Below are 21299 nucleotides of genomic sequence, written 5' to 3'. Positions count from 1 at the left end.
ACTTATAGTTTCACCTGTAAATGCGATGATCCTTGGGAGATTCGGTGCAGGGAGCGGGGTATTCCCGTTTTGAGGGAAATTTTAGGAAAGTTTTAGATTTCAGGAGGTTACCCAAAAAGAAAGGGCGCCCCGGATCGGAACGCCCCAGTTTTGACATGATGTGACGGCTTTTTGGGCCGGATCAGCAGCTGTAGTAGAGTGCGAACTCGACCGGGTGTGGCGTGTGTTCGTACTGCTCGATCTCTTCCATCTTCAGATCAATGTAGCCTTCGATCTGATCCTGGGTGAAGACGTCGCCCTTGAGCAGGAAGTCCATATCGGCCTGCAGCTCTTCCATGGCCTCGCGCAGGGAACCGCAGACGGTCGGGATGCCGGCCAGCTCTTCCGCGGGCAGATCATAGAGGTTCTTGTCCATCGCCTCACCGGGATCGATCTTGCTGGTGATGCCATCAAGACCGGCCATCAGCAGCGCGGCAAAGCACAGGTAGGGGTTCGCCGAGGGATCGGGGAACCGGGCCTCAACGCGCTTAGCCTTGGGGCTTTCGGTCCATGGGATCCGTACACAGCCCGAGCGGTTGCGCGCGGAATAGGCGCGCAGCACGGGGGCCTCAAAACCCGGGATCAGGCGTTTGTAGCTGTTGGTGCCGGGGTTGGTGAAGGCGTTCAGCGCCTTGGCATGCTTCAGTATGCCACCGATGAAATATAGTGCTTCCTGAGACAGATCGGCGTATTTGTCACCTGCAAACACGGGTTTGCCGTCTTTCCAGATCGACATGTTCACGTGCATGCCGGTGCCGTTGTCACCTGCAATGGGTTTCGGCATGAAGGTTGCCGATTTGCCGTAGGCGTGTGCCACGTTGTGGATCACGTATTTGTACTTCTGCAGCTCGTCGGCCTGTTTGGTCAGGCTGTCAAAGATGAGGCCCAGCTCATGCTGACAGGAGGCCACTTCGTGGTGGTGCTTGTCCACCTTCATGCCCAGACGCTTCATGGTCGACAGCATCTCGGAGCGCAGGTCCTGGCTTTCGTCGACCGGGTTGACCGGGAAGTAACCGCCCTTGACGCCCGGGCGGTGACCCATGTTGCCCATCTCGTAGTCGGTGTCGGTGTTCCACGCGCCGTCGGAAGCATCGACCTCGTAGGAGACTTTGTTCATCGAGGTGGAATATTTCACGTTGTCGAAGAGGAAGAATTCCGCCTCGGGACCCATGTAGGCCACGTCACCCACACCGGTGGACTTCAGATATTCCTCGGCTTTTTGCGCCGTGCCACGGGGGTCGCGCTCGTAGGCCTCACCAGTGTCAGGCTCCACGACGGAGCAGTGCAGACAAACGGTTTTTTCCGCGTAGAAAGGATCGACGTAGGCGCTGTCTGTGTCAGGCATCAGCTTCATGTCGGAGGCTTCAATGGATTTCCAACCTTCGATGGAGGAGCCGTCGAACATGAACCCTTCTTCAAGGAAGTCTTCGTCCACCTGATCGGCCATCACGGTCACGTGCTGCAGTTTCCCGCGCGGATCGGTGAAGCGGATGTCGACATATTCGACGTCCTCATCCTTGATCATCTTCAGTAATTCTTTGCTCATTCTCGTATATCCCTCTTGGTTGGAATGATAATCTTTGGGCCGGTCAAAGCGCGTCTGACCCGGTTTCCCCTGTACGGATGCGGATCGATTGTTCGACCGGCGTGACAAAAATCTTGCCGTCGCCGATTTTCTCGGTTTTGGCGGCGGAGACGATAGCGTCGATGGCCGCATCGACCATGTCATCGTCCAGCACAATCTCGATTTTCACCTTGGGCAGGAAATCCACGACATACTCGGCGCCGCGATAGAGCTCGGTGTGGCCCTTCTGGCGGCCGAAACCCTTGACTTCGATGACGGAAAGACCCTGGACACCGACTTCTTGCAGGGCCTCTTTTACCTCATCCAGTTTGAACGGTTTAATCACCGCTTCGATCTTCTTCATGGGGGCCTCCCTGCCTATGTTTCGTTTGGGTTCAGATCATTTCGGGCTGGAGCGGTCCATGGATTGCCGTAAACTGCTTTCTGTCCGAAGTGCATTTGGTAAATGTGCGCCTATTTTAACGGCGTGTCGCACAAAAAATAAGCGAAAGTGAATCGCGAGGGTCAAAAATGACTGAACTTCTGACCGGCGCAGAGATGCGCGCCCATGAAACAGCAGCGATTGAGTCGGGCGTGGTCACAGGTCTGGAATTGATGGAGCGGGCCGGGCAGGGCGTTGTCGATGCGATGTTCGCACAGTGGCCCGACATGCGGACAGGCGCGCGTCATGTCGTCGTGCTCTGCGGTCCGGGCAACAACGGCGGCGATGGCTTTGTCGTGGCCCGACTGTTGAAGGAGCGCGGTTGGACCGCGAATGTTTTTTGCCTTGCAGCGCCCAACAACCTGCCGCCCGACGCGCGTCAGAATTTCGACCGCTGGGCAGACTTGGGGCCGGTTGTTCCCATAACGGAATTGCAGATCGACAGTGATTTCAAACCTGATCTGATAGTGGACGCCCTGTTTGGGACCGGTCTTACGCGCGCCATTGAGGCTCCACTGGATCTCCTCTTCTCAGAGATCAATGCGCATGCTGCACGGGGAGATACAAAAGTCCTTTCTGTTGATATCCCATCGGGGGTCTGTGCCGACAGTGGGCGGGTTTTGGGAGGCAGCCTGCGCGCCGACTTGACCGTGACATTCCACGGCGAGAAACCGGGCCATCTCCTGACGCATGGACTTATGGCTCACTCAGAAAAAGTGGTTGTTGTTGATATCGGACTTCCACCCCATCGACGAAATCCGTCCGATGCAAAATTCATCCTGAAAAACGAGGCTCCTACTGCTTCCACTCTGGGCAAATCCGGGGGGCGGCATAAATATGATTACGGGCACGCGGTTGTGATCAGCGGCCCCGCTGCGCACACGGGGGCCGCGCGTCTGGCCGCCCGTGGTGCCTTGCGGATCGGCGCGGGGCTGGTGACCGTCGCTGCGCGCGCACAGGCGCTGCCCGAACTCGCGGCACATCAGACCGCCGTGATGCTCCGGCAGGTGGAGCGTGGCGCTGATCTGAAGGTCCAGTTTGGCGATGACGCCCGTGCGAATGCCTTTTGCGCGGGACCTGCCTTGGGGACAGATGATGTCGCGGCAGACCTGCTTGGCGCGGTGCTGGCGTTGGAGCGCACCACGGTGCTGGATGCGGATGCGCTGACGCTCCTGGCAGAGCGGCCAAAGCTTTTTGCCGCTTTGCACACCAGCTGTGTATTGACGCCTCACGGCGGTGAATTCGCGCGGCTCTTCCCCGAGATCGCCCAGAAATTCGCCACACCGCCGACGCGGGGCCCGGCCTATTCCAAGGTCGATGCAACCCGCGACGCGGCCAGAAAGGCGGGTTGTGTTGTGCTGTTCAAAGGGCCGGATACCGTGATCGCCGGTCCGGATGGCAGGTGCGTGATCAATCCGCCGGACGACAGCGCCGCCTGGTTGGCCACGGCAGGATCCGGGGATGTGCTGGCCGGATTTATCTGCGGCCTGCTCGCCAGGGGCTTGCCGCCCCTGTTGGCCGCAGCAACAGGCACCGCCCTTCATGGTGAATGCGCGCGATCCTTCGGTCCGGGCCTGATTGCAGAGGATTTGCCAGAGGCGCTTCCGGGTGTCTTTCGCCAGCTGGGTGCCTAGCTTGCTCTGGTGAAGCTTGGGACGCCGGCAGTATCCGCCGTTCCAAGCTCCAGGCCATCGGCGTAGATCACCTGCGGTGCCGCGCAAAAAATGCGGTGCAGTGTCACAAGCTGCTGGCCAAGATCGCGCACAAACTCGCCATCCACCAGACATGCTGCTTCCACCAGCGCTTTGTTCGCGCCGCAAAACGCAAGTGCCCGCCAATCGCGCAGATGGATGGTCTGATGGGCTGTCAGCAGGGCATCGCGGTCGGGTCTGCTGTGACCGAGAGAGCCTGCGATGACATAGACAGCGGGTGCAATCACGCTGACGATGTCGATCCGGATCACGGGTACGGCACCGCTGCGGGTCAGCACATGATCCCCCGTGCGCAACGTCTCAACCGGGCGTTCGCCTTTGAGTGTCAATATCTGCGCTCCGGAGACCAACCCGGCAAAACGGTGGTCTCGCGGCGCGCCATGGCCCGTCGGACAGTGCTCGCTGCCCACGCGCCCGGCCGTTTTCGGCTTCATGGGCGTTCTTCCTTTTGCAACCTGCCTCTAGGTTGATCACAGGTTAGTCTAACATCTGCTTAAAGTCCCACGAAATTTTCCTCTCGCGCTGCGTGCACGGGTTTGCTAAGCAGCGCGCCAACCGGGTCTGCAATCCGGTAACGTGCGGGTGTGGCGGAATTGGTAGACGCACCAGATTTAGGTTCTGGCGCCGCAAGGCGTGGGGGTTCAAGTCCCTTCACCCGCACCACGGAATCTTTTGAAATTCTTTGATTTCAACTGGGTGATGAATCTACAGGATTTTCAAGCCACCTCTTTACCCACCCCAGCGGCTTCGCGGCACCGTGTTTAAACAACAAGAGATGCCGGTTGGCTGAATCGCCTGTCACCTTCCCGGCCTGACATTTTACAAAATCTGACAATACCGCCTCAGCACAAGGGAATTGGTGGAAGCGGCTGGAGTCTCCTTTACGACGATCAGCCGCTTTGAGACTGAGAAGGGCGGCCTACAGCACTACAGCGCGGAAGCTCTTAGGAAAGCGCACGAAGCACAGGGCATCCAGTTTTGGGAGACCGGCGAGGTCGCGGCGGGACCCGGTGTTGCCCTCAAGGCCAAAGGCCAGGCTGCTGAGGTTCCTGTTTCGGTCGCGTTTGGCAAACTGCGAGCGCGCACATGGAATCCGGCAGAAAGCTTGCATGAACGCGGCTGCTGCGCAATCCTAGCGTTTTATCGAATAGGTATTTTCAACCGATAGTACTGCTCGTTACCACAGAAAGCTTTAAGCCGTACGAGATTGAATTAGGGAGCTGCGAATGGACAAAAAGAAACTTCTTTCCAACAAAAACGGAACCGAAGACAAGTCAGGTATTGATCCGCCCGACAAACAGAAACTTGGTTTCTTGTCAAACATATGGGTGCTGATTTCAACGGTCACCCTGGTCTCTCTGGTGACGGCTGCGCTGAGGTTTTTTGCTGAGAGGTCACCGAATGGCTCCTCTGCAATTGAGCAGTTCTTCCTGGGCTTTTTCGAACCTATAGCCATTGGGATATCAGTGTCGTTCATCTTCTTTTATGTGCAAAACAAGCTCAAGGCGGATGAGCTTTCAAAGCACTTTAGCCGTTATGAGAACGTATTTGCCGCTGCGGAGCTGCTTCAGAGCAGCCGAGAGAATAACGGGCTCGCGGGCATTGTGCCGAGCCCAGAAGAGGAGAATATTTTTGAGGAGTTTTCGAGACGCTCCTACCAACCTGGAACAGCGCCGACTATTTGGTGGATGAATTTCAGAATTGAGAAGTATGACACATTCAAAGACTCCATTGAACGCTTCGTAAAGCAAGGCGGGCACGTCCATGTGGTCACAACGCACCACAGAAACCCAAATATCAACTTTCGCCGAGAAGAGGCTTACCCGGAAAAATCTGTCAGAGACTACGAGCAGCATTTCCGAATGCAGGCCCGTACCTTCATCAAGTTGGAGAATTCCCTCCGTTCAATTGAAGACAGATCAGCGGGCAAGTTCCGGGTGTATTTTAATGAAGGAACTCCGGCGATCCCCATTTTTATCGTCAAAGACGATTTGGACTATAGAGCGTATACCGGCTACTATCTAAACGAGATTTCTGGAAAATTGCCCTATGTTTATTGGGAAACCGCGGCCGAGGGCATGGTCGGCAAGTTGCGCGATTATGTGGAGTTCAAGATGAGCACCTGTGTTTCTGCAAGCGAAATGGAGGAGGATCCCGATATTGCTCAAGACAAAGAGGAGATCGAAAGCCAAGGGACTTTATGATTGTGACGCGGGGCAAGGGTGTTCGCAGGTCGGAGCTGTTTGACAGGAGGGCAACGGTAAGGTCCTGGGGGACCGGCAGGCGTGCCGGCGTAGCTGTGCTGACAGGCAAACTCTGTCCTCCCGTTGAAGATGCACGCGGGTCTGCCGAAGTCCTGTCGCTTAAATCCAATCTGGCTCGGCGGCGGCACGAGGCGTTTTCGGCGCTCTTTCGGCGGTGCCGGTGGTCTTGTCACCATAAAGCGAACGCCCAAAAGGACCAAACCGGGTGCGCTGATCAAGTGCTCTGCGCTTTGCCCGCAACGCCCTCTTGCACCTTTGCCCCGGGCCACATAGAAGAGCGGAAATTTTATGCCCGCGCCCATCCGGCGCGCCCTATTCTATGGAGCACACATGCAGGTCACCGAGACGCTGAACGAAGGTCTGAAACGCGGCTATGCCATTACGGTCACCGCTGCTGAGCTGGAGGCCAAGGTCAATGAAAAGCTGGCCGAGGCGCAGCCCGAGGTCGAGATGAAGGGTTTCCGCAAGGGCAAGGTGCCAATGGCGCTGCTGAAAAAGCAGTTTGGCCAGCGTGTGATGGGCGAAGCGATGCAGGAAAGCATCGATGGCGCGATGAACGAGCACTTCGAGGCATCGGGGGACCGGCCAGCGCTGCAGCCGGAGGTCAAGATGACCAACGAGGACTGGAAAGAGGGCGACGATGTCGAGGTGTCGATGTCCTACGAGGCGCTGCCGGAAATTCCCGACGTGGAGTACGCGAAAATCAAGCTTGAGAAGCTGGTGGTGAAAGCCGAAGACGCGGCCGTCGACGAAGCTCTGGGCAACCTGGCTGAAACCGCGCAGGATTTCAAAGCCCGCAAGAAGGGATCCAAGGCCAAGGACGGCGATCAGGTTGTGATGGACTTCCTCGGCAAGGTCGATGGTGAGGCATTCGACGGCGGCGCCGCGGAAGACTATCCGCTGGTGCTGGGCTCCAACTCCTTCATCCCCGGCTTCGAGGAACAGCTGGTGGGCGTGAAGGCGGGAGAAGAGAAACTGGTCACTGTTTCTTTTCCCGAGGATTATCAGGCCGAAAATCTCAAGGGCAAGGAAGCCACTTTTGAGTGCACCATCAAAGAGGTGAAAGAGCCCGTTGCTGCGGAGATCAATGACGAGCTGGCCACCAAATTCGGGGCTGAGGACCTTGCCGCGTTGAAGACACAGATTGCCGAGCGTCTGGAAGCGGAATACGCCGGTGCGGCCCGTGCCGTCATGAAGCGCGGTCTGCTCGATGCGCTGGACGGCCAGGTGGATTTCGATCTGCCGCCGTCGCTGGTCGAGGCCGAAGCCAAGCAGATCGCACATCAGCTGTGGCATGAGGACAACCCGGATGTGGAAGGTCACGACCACCCGGAAATCGAAACCACGGAAGAGCACAACAAGCTGGCCACCCGCCGTGTGCGTCTGGGCCTGCTGCTGGCCGAGATCGGTCAGAAGGCCGAAGTGGAAGTGACCGATGCGGAAATGACGCAGGCCATCATGGCGCAGGCGCGTCAGTATCCCGGTCAGGAGCGCCAGTTCTTTGAATTCGTTCAGCAAAACCAGCAGATGCAGCAGCAGATGCGCGCGCCGCTGTTCGAAGACAAGGTTGTCGATCACGTCTTTGAGCATGCGACCATCAAGGAGAAAGACGTCTCCAAGGATGATCTGCAGAAGGCTGTTGAGGCGCTGGAAGACGAATAAGTCACGGGCTATGCCGACACATGAAGGGGCCGCGCCGCTGTGCAGCGGCCCTTTTTTGTTGGCCGGCCGCGCGACCGGCGGTTGGTTTGGTCAGCGCGAAACAGGATGCCAAAGATGAAAAAGCGATCTGTCGCAGCAGGTGCTGCCGCCGCGTTGATTGGCTTAGTCGGGGCGCCGACAGTCTCGAATTATGCGGGCAATCTTTTTCTCACGATAACAAGTGACGCGTTCTACATTCCACGACAAAGCACCATGGTCAGGTTTCGCCCGACCGTGATGAACGGAGGCTCGGGCGAGTGGTGGCTTTACGGAGAAGATGCCCGGTACTTTTACGCGATGTCTGACTACGACCACTTTTCTTACCTGTATCTGCCCAGGGACAAGATCGCCGCAGGGATCAACCCGTTGGACAAGGCGACATGGGGCGAGGGGACAGGGGTGGACTGGGTGGGCCGGTGAATTTCAGCCCGGACGCAACCCGGTTTCGACCAACATGCCGCGCCGCTTGGCCTCGTAGTAGTAGCCACGCGCGTACCACATGATGGCCCGATCCTGATCGCCATCCGACAGCAGCCATGCACCGCGCAGGTATTTGCCTGCGTATTTGAGGTTGGTTTCCGCATCCAGCAGATCGTTCGGTTTGCCGCGAAAGCCCATGGTGCGCGCGGTTTCCGGCAGAATCTGAAGCAACCCGTAGTAGGGTCCGTTGCGTGCCCAGGGGCGATGCGTGCTCTCACGGATCGCCAGCTTGTGCACCAGTGGACGCGGCAACTCATAGAAGTCCGCGTATTGGTTGATCAGGCGCCGCAGTTCGGGCGTCTCGTTGGGGTAGAGGGGCGGTTCAAATGGCGCGGGGTCCGATGCACCGCAGGCGGTCAGGGCAAAGGCAGAGGCGACGGAAAGAAAATGGCGACGGGTGAACACAAATGGGGTCCTGTGATGGAGATACTATCGCTTGGATATTGACCTATTGCATCGGCGGGACAAGAACGGCCGCCCCAATGGGCGAGGCTCCGCCGACGATCTCAAAACCGTTTCCGGTCAATCTTTTAGCAGATGCCCCAAGAGAAACTCAGCGCGCTCTGTCGGCGAAATCCTGGGCAGGTGCACCACCTCATATCCCAAGGTCTCAAAGGCGTCCTGCAAACGGTCGTACTCGGCAACGGCCTCGTCAAATCCGTGGCGGCGGGCGCTGTCGGTTTTGTAAATTTCCGGCCAGGGCGGCGTTAGAAACACCTGGTTCGTGTAGAGTTTCTCGCTCTTAAGCCAAGTTGCCAGAGGCTGCCCGGTCACATGCGCCAAGGCTGTGACGGCGTCTATCACACCCCGGTCGAAAAACACCCATCCGTCGGCCGCGCGGGCCTCGGCCAGATCGAGTTCGGCCAGGGCGAGCGTCTTGTCCAGAAAGCCGCGCATGTCTGTCCAGGGCAGGGCGGTTCCCCCGGTTTCCTGTTCCCGTTCGACAACCCGTCGCCCGGGCTCTTCTATCACGGTGTGGCCGCGCGCGGCCAATACCGCAAGCAGTGTGGATTTGCCGCCGCCCGAGCAACCGGAGATCAAAACAAACCTGTTCACATCGGTTTTCACTTCTCCAAATGACGCTTCTGTCCCGATGACGCCACGTGACCCACCGTCTCTTTGACGTGGGTCAATTCCCGTCTCCGCCAACAAGATTAAGGAGCGTTTACAGGAAACACAAAGAACAAGGTAAGATTATGAAACACCTGATACGCATCGCGCTCCTTGCACTCCCCCTTGGCCTCCTGGCGTGCACAGAGCCAGAGACCTACCCGGTAACCGGTGAGGAATGTGGCCCGCAAGACCCGGTGTTGGAGCTGGATGCCGCCGATTGCGGGATGCCGGGGCTCATGTAGCCTAACGCGCCTGCGCCGTCTTAGACAGGTTGCTCACACTCCATAGAAAAAGGCCGGTCGCATCTGCAACCGGCCTTTCATGTTCATCGAGAAGGCTCTCAGGCCTTGCCCGCAGTGTCTTCCTGATCGCCGGATGCGGCGTCTTCTTCAGCGGGATCGGCCACGGATTCGGCCAGATCTTCGTCCTCGGAGGTTGCAGCTCCGATGTCTTCAAAGAGCTCTGCGATTTCGAATTCCGCAGCAGCTTCTTCTTCGGCAGCCAGTTCCTGAATGGATTTGCCAGCGGCCTGCAGTTCGGCCTCTTCCGGGGAGCGGGCGACGTTCAGTTCGATTGTCGCATCGACCTCGGGGTGCAGAACGATTTGCACTTCGTGCAGGCCCAGCTCCTTGATCGGCGCCAGAACAACCTGCTTGCGGTCCACCGAGAATCCGGCTTCGGTCGCGGCCTCTGCTGCGTCGCGGGTGGTGACGGAGCCATAGAGCGCACCAGAGTCGGAGGCGGAGCGAATCACGATGAACTGTTGCCCATCGAGTTTTTCGGCCAGCGATTCCGCTTCTTTCTTGGTTTCCAGGTTGCGGGCTTCGAGCTGCGCTTTTTGCTGCTCGAAGGCTTCGATGTTGGATTTCGAAGCAGACAGGGCCTTGCCCTGCGGCAGCAGGAAGTTGCGGGCGTAGCCGGGTTTCACATCGACGACTTCGCCCATCTGACCCAGTTTTGCGACGCGTTCGAGAAGGATAACTTGCATGGTGTTCTCCTTACTTCACAGCGTAGGGCAGCAGCGCGAGGAAGCGGGCGCGTTTGATGGCACGGGCCAACTCGCGTTGCTTCTTGGCAGAGACTGCGGTGATACGGGACGGCACGATCTTGCCACGCTCAGAGATGTAGCGCTGCAGCAGACGTGTGTCTTTGTAGTCGATTTTCGGCGCGTTGTCGCCCGAGAAGGGGCAGACCTTGCGACGGCGGAAAAATGGTTTTGCGGCCATGGGTTATGTCCTTGTCCTAAAGTTGATCAACGGCGCTCGCGACGACCTTCACGCTCGTCACGTTTCTGCATTTGTACAGATGGCAGTTCGGCGTGGTCGTCGACCTTGATGGTCAGCACGCGCATCACATCGTCATGCAGGCGCATCAGGCGTTCCATTTCCTGAACGGCCGGTGCGGGTGCATCCGAACGCAGGAAAGCATAGTGGCCCTTGCGGTTCTTGTTGATCTTATAGGCCATCGTCTTGACGCCCCAGTACTCGTGATCCACGAGTGCGCCACCGTTGTCGGACAGGACGGCGCCAAAATGTTCGATCAGCCCTTCGGCTTGCGTGTTGGACAGGTCCTGACGCGCGATCATAACATGCTCATATTTAGGCATGTAGCTTCCTCATTTATATCAAGGCGCATTTCAAAGGTGAGGCCGTTACTCCTTTTGCGGCCCCGCCACGAGAGACTGCGCGGTTAAATCGTTTTGCAAAAGGAAGCGCCGATATACACGCTTTGACGCAACGCGCAAGCCTGCATGGCAGGGCTGGAATAGACGGCATTTGCACAATGCTCCACGAAATGGCCCTGACGGTGCCCGAAAGCTGTCTTATTTGCGTCTTGATTGCGGGTTTCTTTGCTCGTTAACCAAGAGAGGAAAGCACATGTCCAGCACAGTCGATCCCGTCAGCTTTGACTCCATCGCACCCCAGCCGGTGCGGACCGTGGATGGCAGTCGCATGCTTTTGCGTGGCGCGCAGGGCGTTGTCGGTGTTGCCTTGATCCTGACCGCCATCGGGCTCTGGATTGCCCCCGGTGCAAGCTGGGATCATGAACTGATGCTGTTCAAGCTGCTGGCGTCTGCTGTTGGCGGCATGGCTGGGATCGCCCTGTTGCAGGGTTTTGCGCGCCCCGCAGCGCCAAAAGTCGAGGTTGATACCATCCGTCATGAGGTGCGTCTGGTACGCACACGGGGCAAGGATCGCTTCGTGTTGGACCGCTGTACGTTCAAAGATCTGACCCGGGTGGAAAATTCGGGCACCTACTTGAAACTCTGGGGAAAGAACGAGGCGCTGCTGGCCGAGGTGGCCGCCAGCGACCGCGTTGCACACCGTAGCCTCGTCACTGCACTCCGGGTTGCGGGCAAACTCTGATCCCATTTGCGACATTCCGCCGATAGGCGACCCATCTGCGCGTTGTTCATCAGCGCGCAGAACTTGTTTGAGCATATGGAATTGTCTCGGCGGGCCAAAGACCCACATTAACCTTCATGTATTCATAAACTGGAGGTTCTCTTGATGAAATCGCTTCTTCTTGCCACAGCCCTGACCGCCGCTGCGGGCATGGCGTCCGCCGCTGCCGAAAAATACGTGCTGGATGCCAGCCACAGCCAGGTTTTGTTCAGCTACAATCACTTAGGCTTTTCTACGACCTACGGCATGTTCTCCGGCTTTGAAGGGGAAATCATGTTTGATCAGGAAGACCCCAGCGCCTCCTCCGTCACCGTGTCGATGCCGGTGATGAGCATGTTCACCGGGTGGGAAAAGCGTGAAGGGCACTTCATGTCGGATGATTTCTTTGGTGCGGAAGAGGGTGACATGATCACGTTCGCGTCAACCGCCATCGATGTGACGGGCGACAACACGGCGACGATCACCGGCGATCTGACCATGAATGACGTTACCAAATCGGTGACGCTGGACGCGGTTTTGAACCAGACCGGGGACCATCCGCAGGCGGGCAAACCCTGGGCCGGGTTCGATGCGACCACCACCGTATTGCGGTCTGATTTCGGTCTGGGGGCTTTCGCGCCCTATGTGAGTGACGAAGTCGAAATCGTCATTTCCATTGAGGCGATGAAGGCGGAGTAAACCTGCCTTTCCCTGAAAACGCATGAAGGCCGCGCAGCATTGGCGCGGCCTTTTCTGTTCTGGAGGGCCTAGCCGCCTTTCAGTGCTGTCAGGTCAATGCGGACCTCGACGTTGAACCCCACCGATGCCTCGTCCTTCTGGCTGTCGCCAATCCCGTAGGCGCGGCGGTCGAGCGTGGTGCTTCCCTGCATGGTGGCCAGCCCGTCGGCCAGCTCCAGCGTAAACGGCAATTGCACGGGCATGGTCTGATCCTTGAGGGTCAGCGTACCATCGGCCAGATACCCATCTGTGTTCTTGAGGATCTCCGCTGTGAACTGCGCCGTCGGAAAGGCTTCGGCATTGAAGAAATCCGCCCCAAGCGCTTGGCTGGTCACCGAACCCAGTGTCAGCGAGCCAATGGAGATGGTCACATCAACCGATCCGGCGACACCTTCGGCGACGGTTTCGTCAAAGCTGATGGCGGCCGTCCAGTCGGCAAAGCTGCCGGTGACGTCGGAGCCGAGCTGCTGGACGGTGATCTGGAGCGTGCCGTCCTGCACCGCCCAGTCGGATTCGACCGCCTGCAGTTCCGCAGCGGCCACATCCACGGTGTGTTTTTCATAAAGACCCAAGGTGCTGCCAATCACCAGCGCCACACCCCAGATCCCCACCGCGCTGATCAGCGGCAGGGTGATGCGATGGTCGTGCGCGGGCAGGGTGACGGCAGGCCGCCCGGGCAGCATCCTGCGCAGGGTCGCGTCCTTATCGATGACGTGATGTTTCATGGCGCCGGCGAAATGCAGGATGATGGCGCCCGCCAGCACCCGTTCGAACACGATGTGCAGTCCGGCGGCGGTGCTGGCCAGCGTTTCAGATTTTGGCACGAAGGGCAGGTTCTGACCCAGCGGCCACCAAATCGGCGCGAACCCGTCCGTCGCCGCGTGATGCACCCAGCCCGAGAGCGGCACCAGCAGGAGCGAGCCATAGAGCAGCCAGTGCACGGTTTCCGCCGCGAGGCTTTCGATCTTGCGGTCCGGGTGCAGCAGGCCCGGCTTTGGCTGGCTAATCGCCCAGAGGATGCGGGCCAGGGCTACGAAGAACACGGTTACGCCCAAGGTCTTGTGCAGCGAGAACATCAGCGCCTTCTGCGCCAGCTGCTCGGAGGTGTCATAGGGCAGACCGTTGGCATAGATGCCCAGCGGGATCAGCGTCAGGATCAGCAAGGCGGTCAGCCAGTGAAAGGTCTTGGTGACCGCGCCGTAGTGGGTAGAGGTATTGGCCAGCGTCATAGGAACTCCGGAAATCTGTGTTGCCTATAGAGTAGAGGTCTGCGAGCGCAGAACAATGGCGGCCTGCGCACAGCCTTTGCGCATATCCGCAAATCCTGCCGGTTTCCAGTTTCACCACCAGGGCCGTTGCCTCGCCCGCGCGGGCAGGCTAAGCCGGGGGCCAAGAAACGAAAAGGGGTGGCGGTTTCATGAGCATCGCATTTGTATTTCCCGGTCAGGGCGCACAGACCATCGGTATGGGCAAGGCCCTGGCCGAGGCTTATCCGGCGGCGCGTGCCGTTTTCGACGAGGTCGACGCGGCCCTTGGCGAAAAGCTGAGCGATCTGATCTGGGAGGGTGAGATCGAAACGTTGACCCTGACCGAGAATGCGCAGCCCGCGCTGATGGCCACTTCTATTGCCGCTCTGCGCGCGCTAGAGGCCGAAGGGATCGGGCTCGACCGGGTCAGCCATGTGGCGGGCCATTCCCTGGGGGAATACTCCGCGCTGGCCGCGGCTGGCACGTTTTCGGTGGCGGACGCCGCGCGGCTCTTGCGGACGCGCGGGCTGGCCATGCAGCAGGCGGTGCCTGTGGGGCAGGGCGCGATGGCGGCTGTGTTGGGGCTGGACTACGATACGGTGACGGATGTTGCCGCCAAGGCCGCCGAAGGCGAAGTCTGTCAGGTGGCCAATGAAAACGATCCCGCGCAGAATGTGGTCTCGGGTGACAAGGCAGCGGTGGAGCGGGCCTGTGTGCTGGCCAAGGAGGCGGGCGCCAAACGCGCGCTGATGCTGCCGGTCTCCGCCCCCTTCCACTGTGCGCTGATGGCGCCTGCGGCGGAGAAAATGGCCGAGGCGCTGGACTCGGTCTCCATGCAGGCCCCGTCCGTGCCACTGGTCGCCAATGTAACAGCAGAGGCAGTGAGCGATCCCGCAGAGATCAAGGCGCTGTTGATCAAACAGGTCACTGGGCAGGTGCGCTGGAAAACATCCGTGGAGTGGATGGCAGCAAATGGCGTGACCGACTTCTGGGAAATCGGCGCAGGCAAGGCGCTGAGCGGGATGATCCGGCGCATCGCCAAGGACGCGGGCACCCGTGCCGTGGGCACACCGGACGACATCAAAGCGGCATTGGAATCTTGAGAGGCAATATGTTTGATCTGACAGGGAAAAACGCGCTGGTCACCGGCGCATCGGGCGGCATTGGAGCAGAGATCGCGCGGCTCTTGCACGGGGCCGGGGCGACGGTCGGGCTGTCGGGCACCCGCGTGGAGCCGCTGGAGGCGCTGGCCGCAGAACTGGGCGACCGCGCCCATGTGCTGCCTTGCAACCTCAGCGATATGGCGGCTGTGGAGGCCCTGCCGAAACAGGCCGCCGAGGCCATGGGGTCGGTCGATATCCTGGTGAACAACGCGGGCATCACGCGCGACAACCTGTTCATGCGGATGTCGGATGAGGAATGGCAATCGGTGCTGGACGTGAACCTGACCGCGACCTTCAAGCTCTGCAAGGGCGTGATGCGCGGCATGATGAAGGCACGCTGGGGCCGGATCGTGAATATATCCTCAATTGTGGGGGCCACGGGCAACCCGGGCCAAGCCAATTACGCGGCCTCCAAGGCGGGCATGGTGGGCATGTCGAAAAGCCTCGCTTATGAGGTCGCCAGCCGTGGGATCACCGTAAATGCCGTGGCGCCGGGATTTATCGAGACCGCGATGACCGACAAGCTGACCGATGATCAAAAGTCTGGAATCATGGGACAAATTCCTGCCGGGCGCATGGGAACACCGGCTGAAATCGGCGCTGCCGTGCTCTATCTGGCCAGCCCCGAGGCGGGCTATGTGACAGGAACCACCTTGCATGTGAATGGCGGCATGGCCATGTTGTAGGTCAGATTTGCGCCTCCCAACCCCTGCGTGCACAATGCGTTTGCCATCTGTGTCGCTTGTGCTAAAGGGGGCGCAGAATTTGACCCCGCGTGCAGCTATCTGGACGTGGACCCATCCGAACCGGCACAGCGACAGGCGTGCTGACCCGGACAGAGCCGCCCTTTGGGGCAAACGTTTGCTTCGCCCTTCATGAACCGGGGCAGCGGACAACCGAAAGGGGCCATTCCGGCCCGAACGAATGAGGGACTATTATGAGCGACATCGCAGATCGCGTTAAGAAAATCGTTGTGGAGCACCTGGGTGTTGAAGAGGACAAGGTGACTGAAAACGCTTCGTTCATCGACGACCTCGGCGCGGACAGCCTCGACACTGTTGAGCTGGTGATGGCCTTCGAAGAAGAATTCGGCATCGAGATTCCGGATGATGCGGCCGAAACCATCCAGACCTTTGGCGATGCGGTGAAGTTCATTACCGAAGCTTCCTGATTGCGTCCGGGCACGGCCCGGTATTGCTTTGAAAATGGCGTCTTTCCGCGAGGAGGGGCGCCTTTTGCCATCTTACCTTCGCTCAGGGGTTGAATTGCAGGGGCGAGTTGCGCAAATCTCGCACCAGAGGGCGCAAAGCCCCGACCTGAGAGCAGAGGCTGCGAAATGTCGCGCACGATACCCACGATCAACACCTCGCGTTTGACCCTGCGCGGTATGCGGCCCGAGGATTTCAGCCGCTTTGCCGAGATATGGTCGATGCCGGAGGTGGTGGAGCACATCAACGGCGAGCCCTGGCCGCGCAGCAAGGCCTGGGATGCGTTTCTGCGCAATGCAGGCCACTGGCAGATTACGGGCTTCGGTCAATGGGCGATCCATCGCCATCGGGCGCCCGAGATGTCCGGACAGGTCGGTTTTTTCTACGCTAAGCGTGACCTGGGTGAAGATTTCGATAGCTTCCCGGAGGCCGGTTGGGTGCTGGCGCCGGATGCGCATGGGCAGGCGCTTGGGCTGGAAGCCGCCCGCGCGGCGCATGACTGGTTCGACAGGGTGGTGACGGGCCGGCTGGTCTGCATGATCGCGCCGGAGCATAAAGCCTCGCTCAGGATTGCCGAGGCGATGGGATATGAGGTGATGCGCGATGCGGAGTTTGCCGGATCGCCCGCACGGCTCATGGCGCGGAAAGGTCCCCCGCAGTAACGTGGGCTCTGCGCGGAGTGCTCTTGCATCAAAACCGCGCAGCACTGTATGGGGGGGCACCAAATTGGAAGGGGCATTGCGATGCGCAGAGTAGTTGTCACAGGTCTGGGCCTGGTTACACCGCTGGCAGATGGGGTCGAGGCGAGCTGGTCGCGGATTCTGGACGGGCAGTCCGGTGCCGGGCCGATCACCGGGTTCGATCCGAGCAAGCTGGTGACACAATACGCCTGCGAAGTGCCCCTGGGCGATGGGTCTGATGGCACGTTCAACGCGGATGCCTACATGGCGCCAAAGGATCAGCGCAAGGTGGATACCTTCATCCTGTTTGGTCTGGCCGCGGCGCAGCAGGCGGTCGAGGATTCCGGCTGGCAGCCGGAAGACCGGGAGAGCCTGGAGCGCACTGGCGTCCTCATCGGGTCGGGCATCGGCGGGCTGAATTCCATCGCCAATACGGCGATCATGATGAACGAGAAAGGCCCGCGCCGCGTCTCGCCCTTCTTTGTGCCCGGCGCGTTGATCAACCTGATCTCAGGTCAGGTGTCGATCAAATATGGCTTCAAAGGGCCGAACCATTCGGTGGTGACGGCTTGTTCCACGGGCGCGCATGCGATTGGCGATGCGAGCCGTCTCATTCAGCATGGCGATGCGGATGTGATGATCGCTGGCGGCGCCGAGGCCGCGATCTGCGAGATCGGGATAGCAGGTTTCAACGCGTGCAAGGCGCTCAGCACCAAACGCGGGGGTGACCCGCAAAAGGCCAGCCGCCCCTATGACGAGGACCGCGATGGTTTCGTGATGGGTGAGGGCGCGGGCATCGTCGTGCTGGAAGAGTACGAGCACGCGCGCGCGCGTGGGGCGAAAATCTATGCGGAAGTGCTGGGGTATGGGTTGTCGGGTGACGCCTATCACATCACGGCACCTTCCGAGGATGGCGAAGGCGGTGAGCGGTCGATGCGTGCGGCGCTGAAGAACGCCGGGTTGGAGCCGAAGGATATCGACTACATCAACGCGCATGGTACCTCGACCATGGCGGATACCATTGAGTTGGGCGCGGTGGAACGCCTGCTGGGCGATCACGCGGGGAATGTGACGATGTCCTCGACCAAATCAGCGACCGGGCACCTGCTGGGCGCGGCGGGCGCGATCGAGGCCATCTTCTCGATCCTGGCGATCCGCGATCAGGTCGCGCCGCCCACCATCAACCTCGACAACCCTGCGGTGGAAACGCCGATTGATCTGGCGCCCAATGCCAAGCGGGATCGAAAGGTGGATGTGGCCCTGTCCAATTCCTTTGGTTTTGGCGGCACCAACGCCAGTGTCATCTTTGGGAAGGCGCGCTGATGTGGCGGCACATCGCCTCTAACGCGGTCACGATGCTGATTGTGCTGCTGTTTCTGGGCGGTGGTGTGATCCTGTGGGGCAAGGGCCAGTACGAGGCTGCGGGTCCGCTGGATCAGGCGATCTGTCTACAGGTCGAGCGGGGCAGCAACATGCGGCGGGTGAGCCAGTCGCTGGAGGATCAGGGGGCGGTGAGTTCTGCCGCGATCTTTCGCATGGGCGCGGATTACGCGGAAAAGACCAGCCAGTTGAAAGCCGGGAGCTTTCTGGTCGACCCCGGGGCCTCGATGGAAGAGATCGTGGACATCGTGACGCGCGGCGGGGCAAGCACCTGTGGCACGGAAGTGGTGTACCGCATCGGGGTGAACCGTCTGGGCGTGCAGGTGCGCGAGTTGGACCCGCAGAGCAACCGGTTTGAGGAACGGGCGAGCTTTACGCCCGCCGACGAAGAGACGCCGGAGATCTATACGGAGAAGAAAGCGGAGCGCGATACGCGGTTCCGCGTGGCGCTGGCCGAGGGTGTGACCAGCTGGCAGGTGGTGGAAAGCCTCAAGGCGATGGATGTGCTTGAAGGGTCGGTGGAGGAGCTGCCGCCGGAAGGATCCTTGGCACCGGACAGCTATGAAGTACGCCCCGGGGATGATCGGGCAGAGATCATTGCACGGATGCAAAGCGCGCAGGAATTGCGGGTGGCGCAGGCCTGGCTGAACCGGGATGACAACCTGCCGGTTGAGACGCCTGAGGAGTTGCTGGTGCTGGCCTCGATCATCGAGAAAGAGACCGGGGTTGCGGATGAGCGCGGGCAGGTGGCCAGCGTTTTTGTGAACCGGTTGAATCGGGGCATGCGACTGCAGACGGACCCGACGGTGATCTATGGGGTGACCGAAGGTAAAGGGGTGCTGGGGCGTGGGCTGCGGCAGAGCGAGCTGCGCAGGGCGACGCCGTGGAACACCTATGTGAACGAAGGTCTGCCGCCCACGCCGATTGCCAATCCGGGCACCGCGAGCCTTGAAGCGGCGGCGCGTCCGCTGGAGACGGATTATGTGTTTTTCGTGGCGGATGGCACAGGCGGGCATGCGTTTGCCGAGACGCTGGATGAGCATAACCGGAACGTGGCCAAATGGCGTGAGATCGAGGCGGAACGCGCCAACCAGCCTTCCGGGAATTGAGGCCTGCGCCTAAGGTGGCGCAAGCCCCACCTTACCTGCTGGTTTCGGGCGGTTTGCCGGACAGTCACGGGATGATCCGAGCCGGTGGCGCGCGAAAATCGTTAACGGCACCGTACGGTAGTCATTTGATAAGAAAACGATTTTCCTTGACTTTGCGCACGGTCACACGTATAACTTGTGACATGCTAGAAGAAGTGGGCAAACGACCCCGGGAGTGATCCCGACGGGTCGTTTTTTCGTTTCTCTCGTGCGGAGACTACGCGCATGAGAGGTATAAACCTGAATGACTTTAATCACCCCAGAGCACGTAGAGTCGCAAACCGAAGACCTTTTGAATTCGGTCATCGGAACCATCAGAGATTTGCGTAAAGAACTCGAAGACCTCAAAGAACGGGTCCGCGAAACGGATGGTGCAGTGACAGCGCAGGACTCCAGGGCAGTGACGCAAACGGTGTCGCTCCTGGAGACATGCCAGAAAGTGGAGAACCGCCTTGTCGAATGCCGCACAAAACACGCAGGTATCGCCCACGGGGGCTATGCCCTCGATCTCGAAAGAGCACGGGCTTCGATTGGGTGCAAGCTGGCTCGGCTCCGCTGCCCGCGACCTACAGGACCAATTTCTGAATGACCTATCTGAGGGAGAGCTTCTGGCTCTCCCTTATTTGTTCGAGTTCTGGGCAATGGAGCATCAGTTGCCGCCGGAGGGAGACTGGCGGTCCTGGGTGATCATGGGCGGACGCGGGGCGGGGAAGACCCGCGCAGGCGCCGAATGGGTGCGCGCGCAGGTAGAGGGCGCGCGGCCGATGGATGAGGGGCGGGCGCGACGCGTGGCCCTTGTCGGCGAGACCTTTGACCAGGTCCGCGAAGTGATGATTTTTGGCGACAGCGGGATTCTCGCCTGTTCGCCGCCCGACCGGCGCCCGACGTGGGAAGCCGGACGGAAGAGGCTGGTCTGGCCCAATGGCGCGGTTGCGACCGTGCATTCGGCCTTTGACCCTGAGGGGTTACGCGGGCCGCAGTTTGATGCGGCCTGGGTGGATGAATTGGCCAAGTGGAAGAAGGCCGAGGCGACGTGGGACATGTTGCAGTTCGCGCTGCGGCTTGGCGAGAAACCGCAGGTTTGCGTCACGACCACGCCGCGGAATGTGGGGGTTTTGAAGACTTTGCTGAAATCGCCCTCGACGGTGCTGACGCAAGCGCCGACGGAAGCCAATGCCGCCAATCTGGCTGCTTCCTTTCTGGAAGAGGTACGGGCGCGCTACAAGGGCACGCGGCTTGGCCGGCAGGAGTTGGATGGTGTTTTGCTGGAAGACGCGGAAGGCGCACTTTGGACTTCCGCGGGGATCGAAACTTGCCGGGTGCGCAAACTGCCGGAACTGGACCGGATTGTTGTGGCGCTGGACCCGGCAACAACGGGTGGGTCCGCATCGGATGAATGCGGGATCGTCGTGGCCGGGGTGAAGATGACCGGCCCACCGCAGGATTGGCGGGCCTATGTTCTGGCCGATTGTACGGTGGCGGGGGCCACGCCCGCAGGCTGGGCGCAGGCGGCGATTTCCGCGATGGAACACTATGGCGCGGACCGGCTGGTGGCCGAGGTCAACCAAGGTGGTCAGATGGTGCAGGAAGTTTTGCGGCAGGTTGACCCGCTGGTGCCCTACAAGGGCGTGCATGCAAGCCGGGGCAAGGTGGCGCGTGCGGAGCCGGTGGCCGCGCTCTATGAACAGGGGCGGGTGAAGCACCTGCCGGATCTCGATGGGCTTGAGGATCAGATGTGCCGGATGACGGTCCAGGGCTATGAGGGCAAGGGCTCGCCCGACCGGGTCGACGCGCTGGTCTGGGCTCTGCATGAGCTGATGATCGAGCCGGTCGCGAAATGGCGCGCCCCGCGCGTACGGTCCCTTTAACGTTTTGGCCACCCTCTGCGGTTGGGCCTTGTCTGCAAGGGTTAATAGCAGCGCACGCTGCCTTTGCATCTTTGAAATCTGAATTCGACAATTATCGAGCAAGCAAGATCAGCCCCGCTACGCAGATCATCGGCGCGGGCGCATTTGGCATGCGGGCGATCACATGAG

The 21299-nt window shown here is 59.8% G+C and carries 23 protein-coding genes and 1 tRNA gene; 15 read left to right on the top strand and 9 right to left on the bottom strand.

The window, feature by feature from the left end; genetic code table 11:
- Positions 1 to 181 precede the first annotated feature (181 nt).
- Both glnA and Q1A07_RS00415 read right to left on the bottom strand, forming a co-directional pair.
- Complete coding sequence (glnA, locus tag Q1A07_RS00420) at positions 182 to 1585, bottom strand: type I glutamate--ammonia ligase (RefSeq protein ID WP_299776777.1); 1404 nt, start codon at positions 1583 to 1585, stop codon at positions 182 to 184.
- Between the two features lie 43 nt (positions 1586 to 1628).
- Positions 1629 to 1967, bottom strand: coding sequence for a P-II family nitrogen regulator (locus tag Q1A07_RS00415; RefSeq protein ID WP_299776775.1), 339 nt, complete (start codon positions 1965 to 1967; stop codon positions 1629 to 1631).
- A gap of 167 nt (positions 1968 to 2134) precedes the next feature.
- On the opposite strand from Q1A07_RS00415, the gene Q1A07_RS00410 reads away from it, so the two are divergent.
- Positions 2135 to 3679 (top strand): NAD(P)H-hydrate dehydratase, encoded by a 1545-nt coding sequence (locus Q1A07_RS00410; protein WP_299776773.1) that lies wholly within the window; start codon positions 2135 to 2137, stop codon positions 3677 to 3679.
- Here Q1A07_RS00410 and Q1A07_RS00405 read toward each other — a convergent pair.
- Positions 3676 to 4191, bottom strand: a complete 516-nt coding sequence (locus Q1A07_RS00405) for a Hint domain-containing protein (RefSeq protein ID WP_299776771.1) — start codon at positions 4189 to 4191, stop codon at positions 3676 to 3678. The two genes, Q1A07_RS00410 and Q1A07_RS00405, sit on opposite strands and share 4 nt — an antisense overlap.
- Positions 4192 to 4335: 144 nt before the next feature.
- On the opposite strand from Q1A07_RS00405, the gene Q1A07_RS00400 reads away from it, so the two are divergent.
- The 4 genes from Q1A07_RS00400 to Q1A07_RS00385 all read left to right on the top strand — a co-directional run bounded on the left by Q1A07_RS00400 (position 4336) and on the right by Q1A07_RS00385 (position 8142).
- Positions 4336 to 4420 (top strand) — tRNA-Leu (locus tag Q1A07_RS00400).
- Between the two features lie 563 nt (positions 4421 to 4983).
- A complete protein-coding gene (locus Q1A07_RS00395; protein WP_299776769.1) occupies positions 4984 to 5961 on the top strand; it encodes a hypothetical protein in 978 nt (325 codons plus the stop codon).
- A gap of 390 nt (positions 5962 to 6351) precedes the next feature.
- On the top strand, positions 6352 to 7683 hold the full coding sequence (tig, locus tag Q1A07_RS00390) for a trigger factor (protein WP_299779084.1): 1332 nt from the start codon (positions 6352 to 6354) through the stop codon (positions 7681 to 7683).
- Between the two features lie 114 nt (positions 7684 to 7797).
- Entirely contained in the window at positions 7798 to 8142 is a 345-nt protein-coding gene (locus Q1A07_RS00385; RefSeq protein ID WP_299776768.1) for a hypothetical protein, read from the top strand.
- A gap of 3 nt (positions 8143 to 8145) precedes the next feature.
- On the opposite strand, the gene Q1A07_RS00380 is transcribed toward Q1A07_RS00385, so the two are convergent.
- Positions 8146 to 8607, bottom strand: a complete 462-nt coding sequence (locus Q1A07_RS00380) for a lytic transglycosylase domain-containing protein (protein ID WP_299776766.1) — start codon at positions 8605 to 8607, stop codon at positions 8146 to 8148.
- Positions 8608 to 8724: 117 nt separating this feature from the next.
- The gene (locus tag Q1A07_RS00375) at positions 8725 to 9258 is read right to left on the bottom strand and encodes an AAA family ATPase (RefSeq protein ID WP_299776764.1); all 534 of its coding nucleotides are present in this window, start codon (positions 9256 to 9258) and stop codon (positions 8725 to 8727) included.
- A 140-nt stretch (positions 9259 to 9398) separates the two neighbouring features.
- Between Q1A07_RS00375 and Q1A07_RS00370 the strand changes: the two genes are divergently transcribed.
- The gene (locus Q1A07_RS00370) at positions 9399 to 9557 is read left to right on the top strand and encodes a hypothetical protein (protein WP_299776762.1); all 159 of its coding nucleotides are present in this window, start codon (positions 9399 to 9401) and stop codon (positions 9555 to 9557) included.
- Between the two features lie 98 nt (positions 9558 to 9655).
- On the opposite strand, the gene rplI is transcribed toward Q1A07_RS00370, so the two are convergent.
- From rplI to rpsF, 3 genes are read right to left on the bottom strand one after another with little or no spacing between them, the layout of a single operon-like run.
- Positions 9656 to 10303 (bottom strand): 50S ribosomal protein L9, encoded by a 648-nt coding sequence (gene rplI, locus Q1A07_RS00365; protein WP_299776760.1) that lies wholly within the window; start codon positions 10301 to 10303, stop codon positions 9656 to 9658.
- Between the two features lie 10 nt (positions 10304 to 10313).
- Positions 10314 to 10541, bottom strand: a complete 228-nt coding sequence (gene rpsR, locus Q1A07_RS00360) for a 30S ribosomal protein S18 (RefSeq protein ID WP_005982441.1) — start codon at positions 10539 to 10541, stop codon at positions 10314 to 10316.
- Between the two features lie 26 nt (positions 10542 to 10567).
- Positions 10568 to 10921: a 30S ribosomal protein S6 gene (gene rpsF, locus Q1A07_RS00355; protein WP_299776758.1), complete on the bottom strand. Its 354-nt coding sequence runs from the start codon at positions 10919 to 10921 to the stop codon at positions 10568 to 10570.
- 271 nt (positions 10922 to 11192) lie between these two features.
- Between rpsF and Q1A07_RS00350 the strand changes: the two genes are divergently transcribed.
- Both Q1A07_RS00350 and Q1A07_RS00345 read left to right on the top strand, forming a co-directional pair.
- Positions 11193 to 11681, top strand: a complete 489-nt coding sequence (locus tag Q1A07_RS00350; RefSeq protein WP_299776756.1) for a hypothetical protein — start codon at positions 11193 to 11195, stop codon at positions 11679 to 11681.
- A gap of 144 nt (positions 11682 to 11825) precedes the next feature.
- Positions 11826 to 12398: a YceI family protein gene (locus Q1A07_RS00345; protein WP_299776754.1), complete on the top strand. Its 573-nt coding sequence runs from the start codon at positions 11826 to 11828 to the stop codon at positions 12396 to 12398.
- A gap of 68 nt (positions 12399 to 12466) precedes the next feature.
- Here Q1A07_RS00345 and Q1A07_RS00340 read toward each other — a convergent pair whose 3' ends face one another.
- The gene (locus tag Q1A07_RS00340; RefSeq protein ID WP_299776752.1) at positions 12467 to 13666 is read right to left on the bottom strand and encodes a cytochrome b/b6 domain-containing protein; all 1200 of its coding nucleotides are present in this window, start codon (positions 13664 to 13666) and stop codon (positions 12467 to 12469) included.
- Between the two features lie 188 nt (positions 13667 to 13854).
- On the opposite strand from Q1A07_RS00340, the gene fabD reads away from it, so the two are divergent.
- The 7 genes from fabD to Q1A07_RS00305 all read left to right on the top strand — a co-directional run bounded on the left by fabD (position 13855) and on the right by Q1A07_RS00305 (position 21131).
- On the top strand, positions 13855 to 14787 hold the full coding sequence (gene fabD, locus Q1A07_RS00335; RefSeq protein WP_299776750.1) for an ACP S-malonyltransferase: 933 nt from the start codon (positions 13855 to 13857) through the stop codon (positions 14785 to 14787).
- Between the two features lie 8 nt (positions 14788 to 14795).
- On the top strand, positions 14796 to 15533 hold the full coding sequence (gene fabG / locus Q1A07_RS00330; RefSeq protein ID WP_299776748.1) for a 3-oxoacyl-[acyl-carrier-protein] reductase: 738 nt from the start codon (positions 14796 to 14798) through the stop codon (positions 15531 to 15533).
- A 251-nt stretch (positions 15534 to 15784) separates the two neighbouring features.
- Positions 15785 to 16018 carry an acyl carrier protein gene (locus tag Q1A07_RS00325; protein WP_066009325.1) on the top strand — a complete coding sequence of 78 codons (234 nt, stop codon included), beginning with the start codon at positions 15785 to 15787 and terminating at the stop codon, positions 16016 to 16018.
- Positions 16019 to 16183: 165 nt separating this feature from the next.
- Positions 16184 to 16717, top strand: coding sequence for a GNAT family N-acetyltransferase (locus Q1A07_RS00320; RefSeq protein ID WP_299776741.1), 534 nt, complete (start codon positions 16184 to 16186; stop codon positions 16715 to 16717).
- An 81-nt stretch (positions 16718 to 16798) separates the two neighbouring features.
- Positions 16799 to 18058, top strand: coding sequence for a beta-ketoacyl-ACP synthase II (gene fabF, locus Q1A07_RS00315; RefSeq protein WP_299776740.1), 1260 nt, complete (start codon positions 16799 to 16801; stop codon positions 18056 to 18058).
- Positions 18058 to 19224: an endolytic transglycosylase MltG gene (gene mltG / locus Q1A07_RS00310; protein ID WP_299776738.1), complete on the top strand. Its 1167-nt coding sequence runs from the start codon at positions 18058 to 18060 to the stop codon at positions 19222 to 19224. Before fabF ends, mltG begins: the two co-directional genes overlap by 1 nt.
- Before the next feature lie 680 nt (positions 19225 to 19904).
- Positions 19905 to 21131, top strand: a complete 1227-nt coding sequence (locus Q1A07_RS00305; protein ID WP_366944034.1) for a terminase family protein — start codon at positions 19905 to 19907, stop codon at positions 21129 to 21131.
- The last annotated feature ends 168 nt before the right edge of the window (positions 21132 to 21299 follow it).

This window comes from uncultured Roseobacter sp. (assembly GCF_947492555.1).
In the GTDB taxonomy this organism is placed as follows: domain Bacteria; phylum Pseudomonadota; class Alphaproteobacteria; order Rhodobacterales; family Rhodobacteraceae; genus Roseobacter.
Note: the sequence above shows the minus strand (reverse complement) of the source record. Positions and strands in the feature narration are given on the sequence as shown.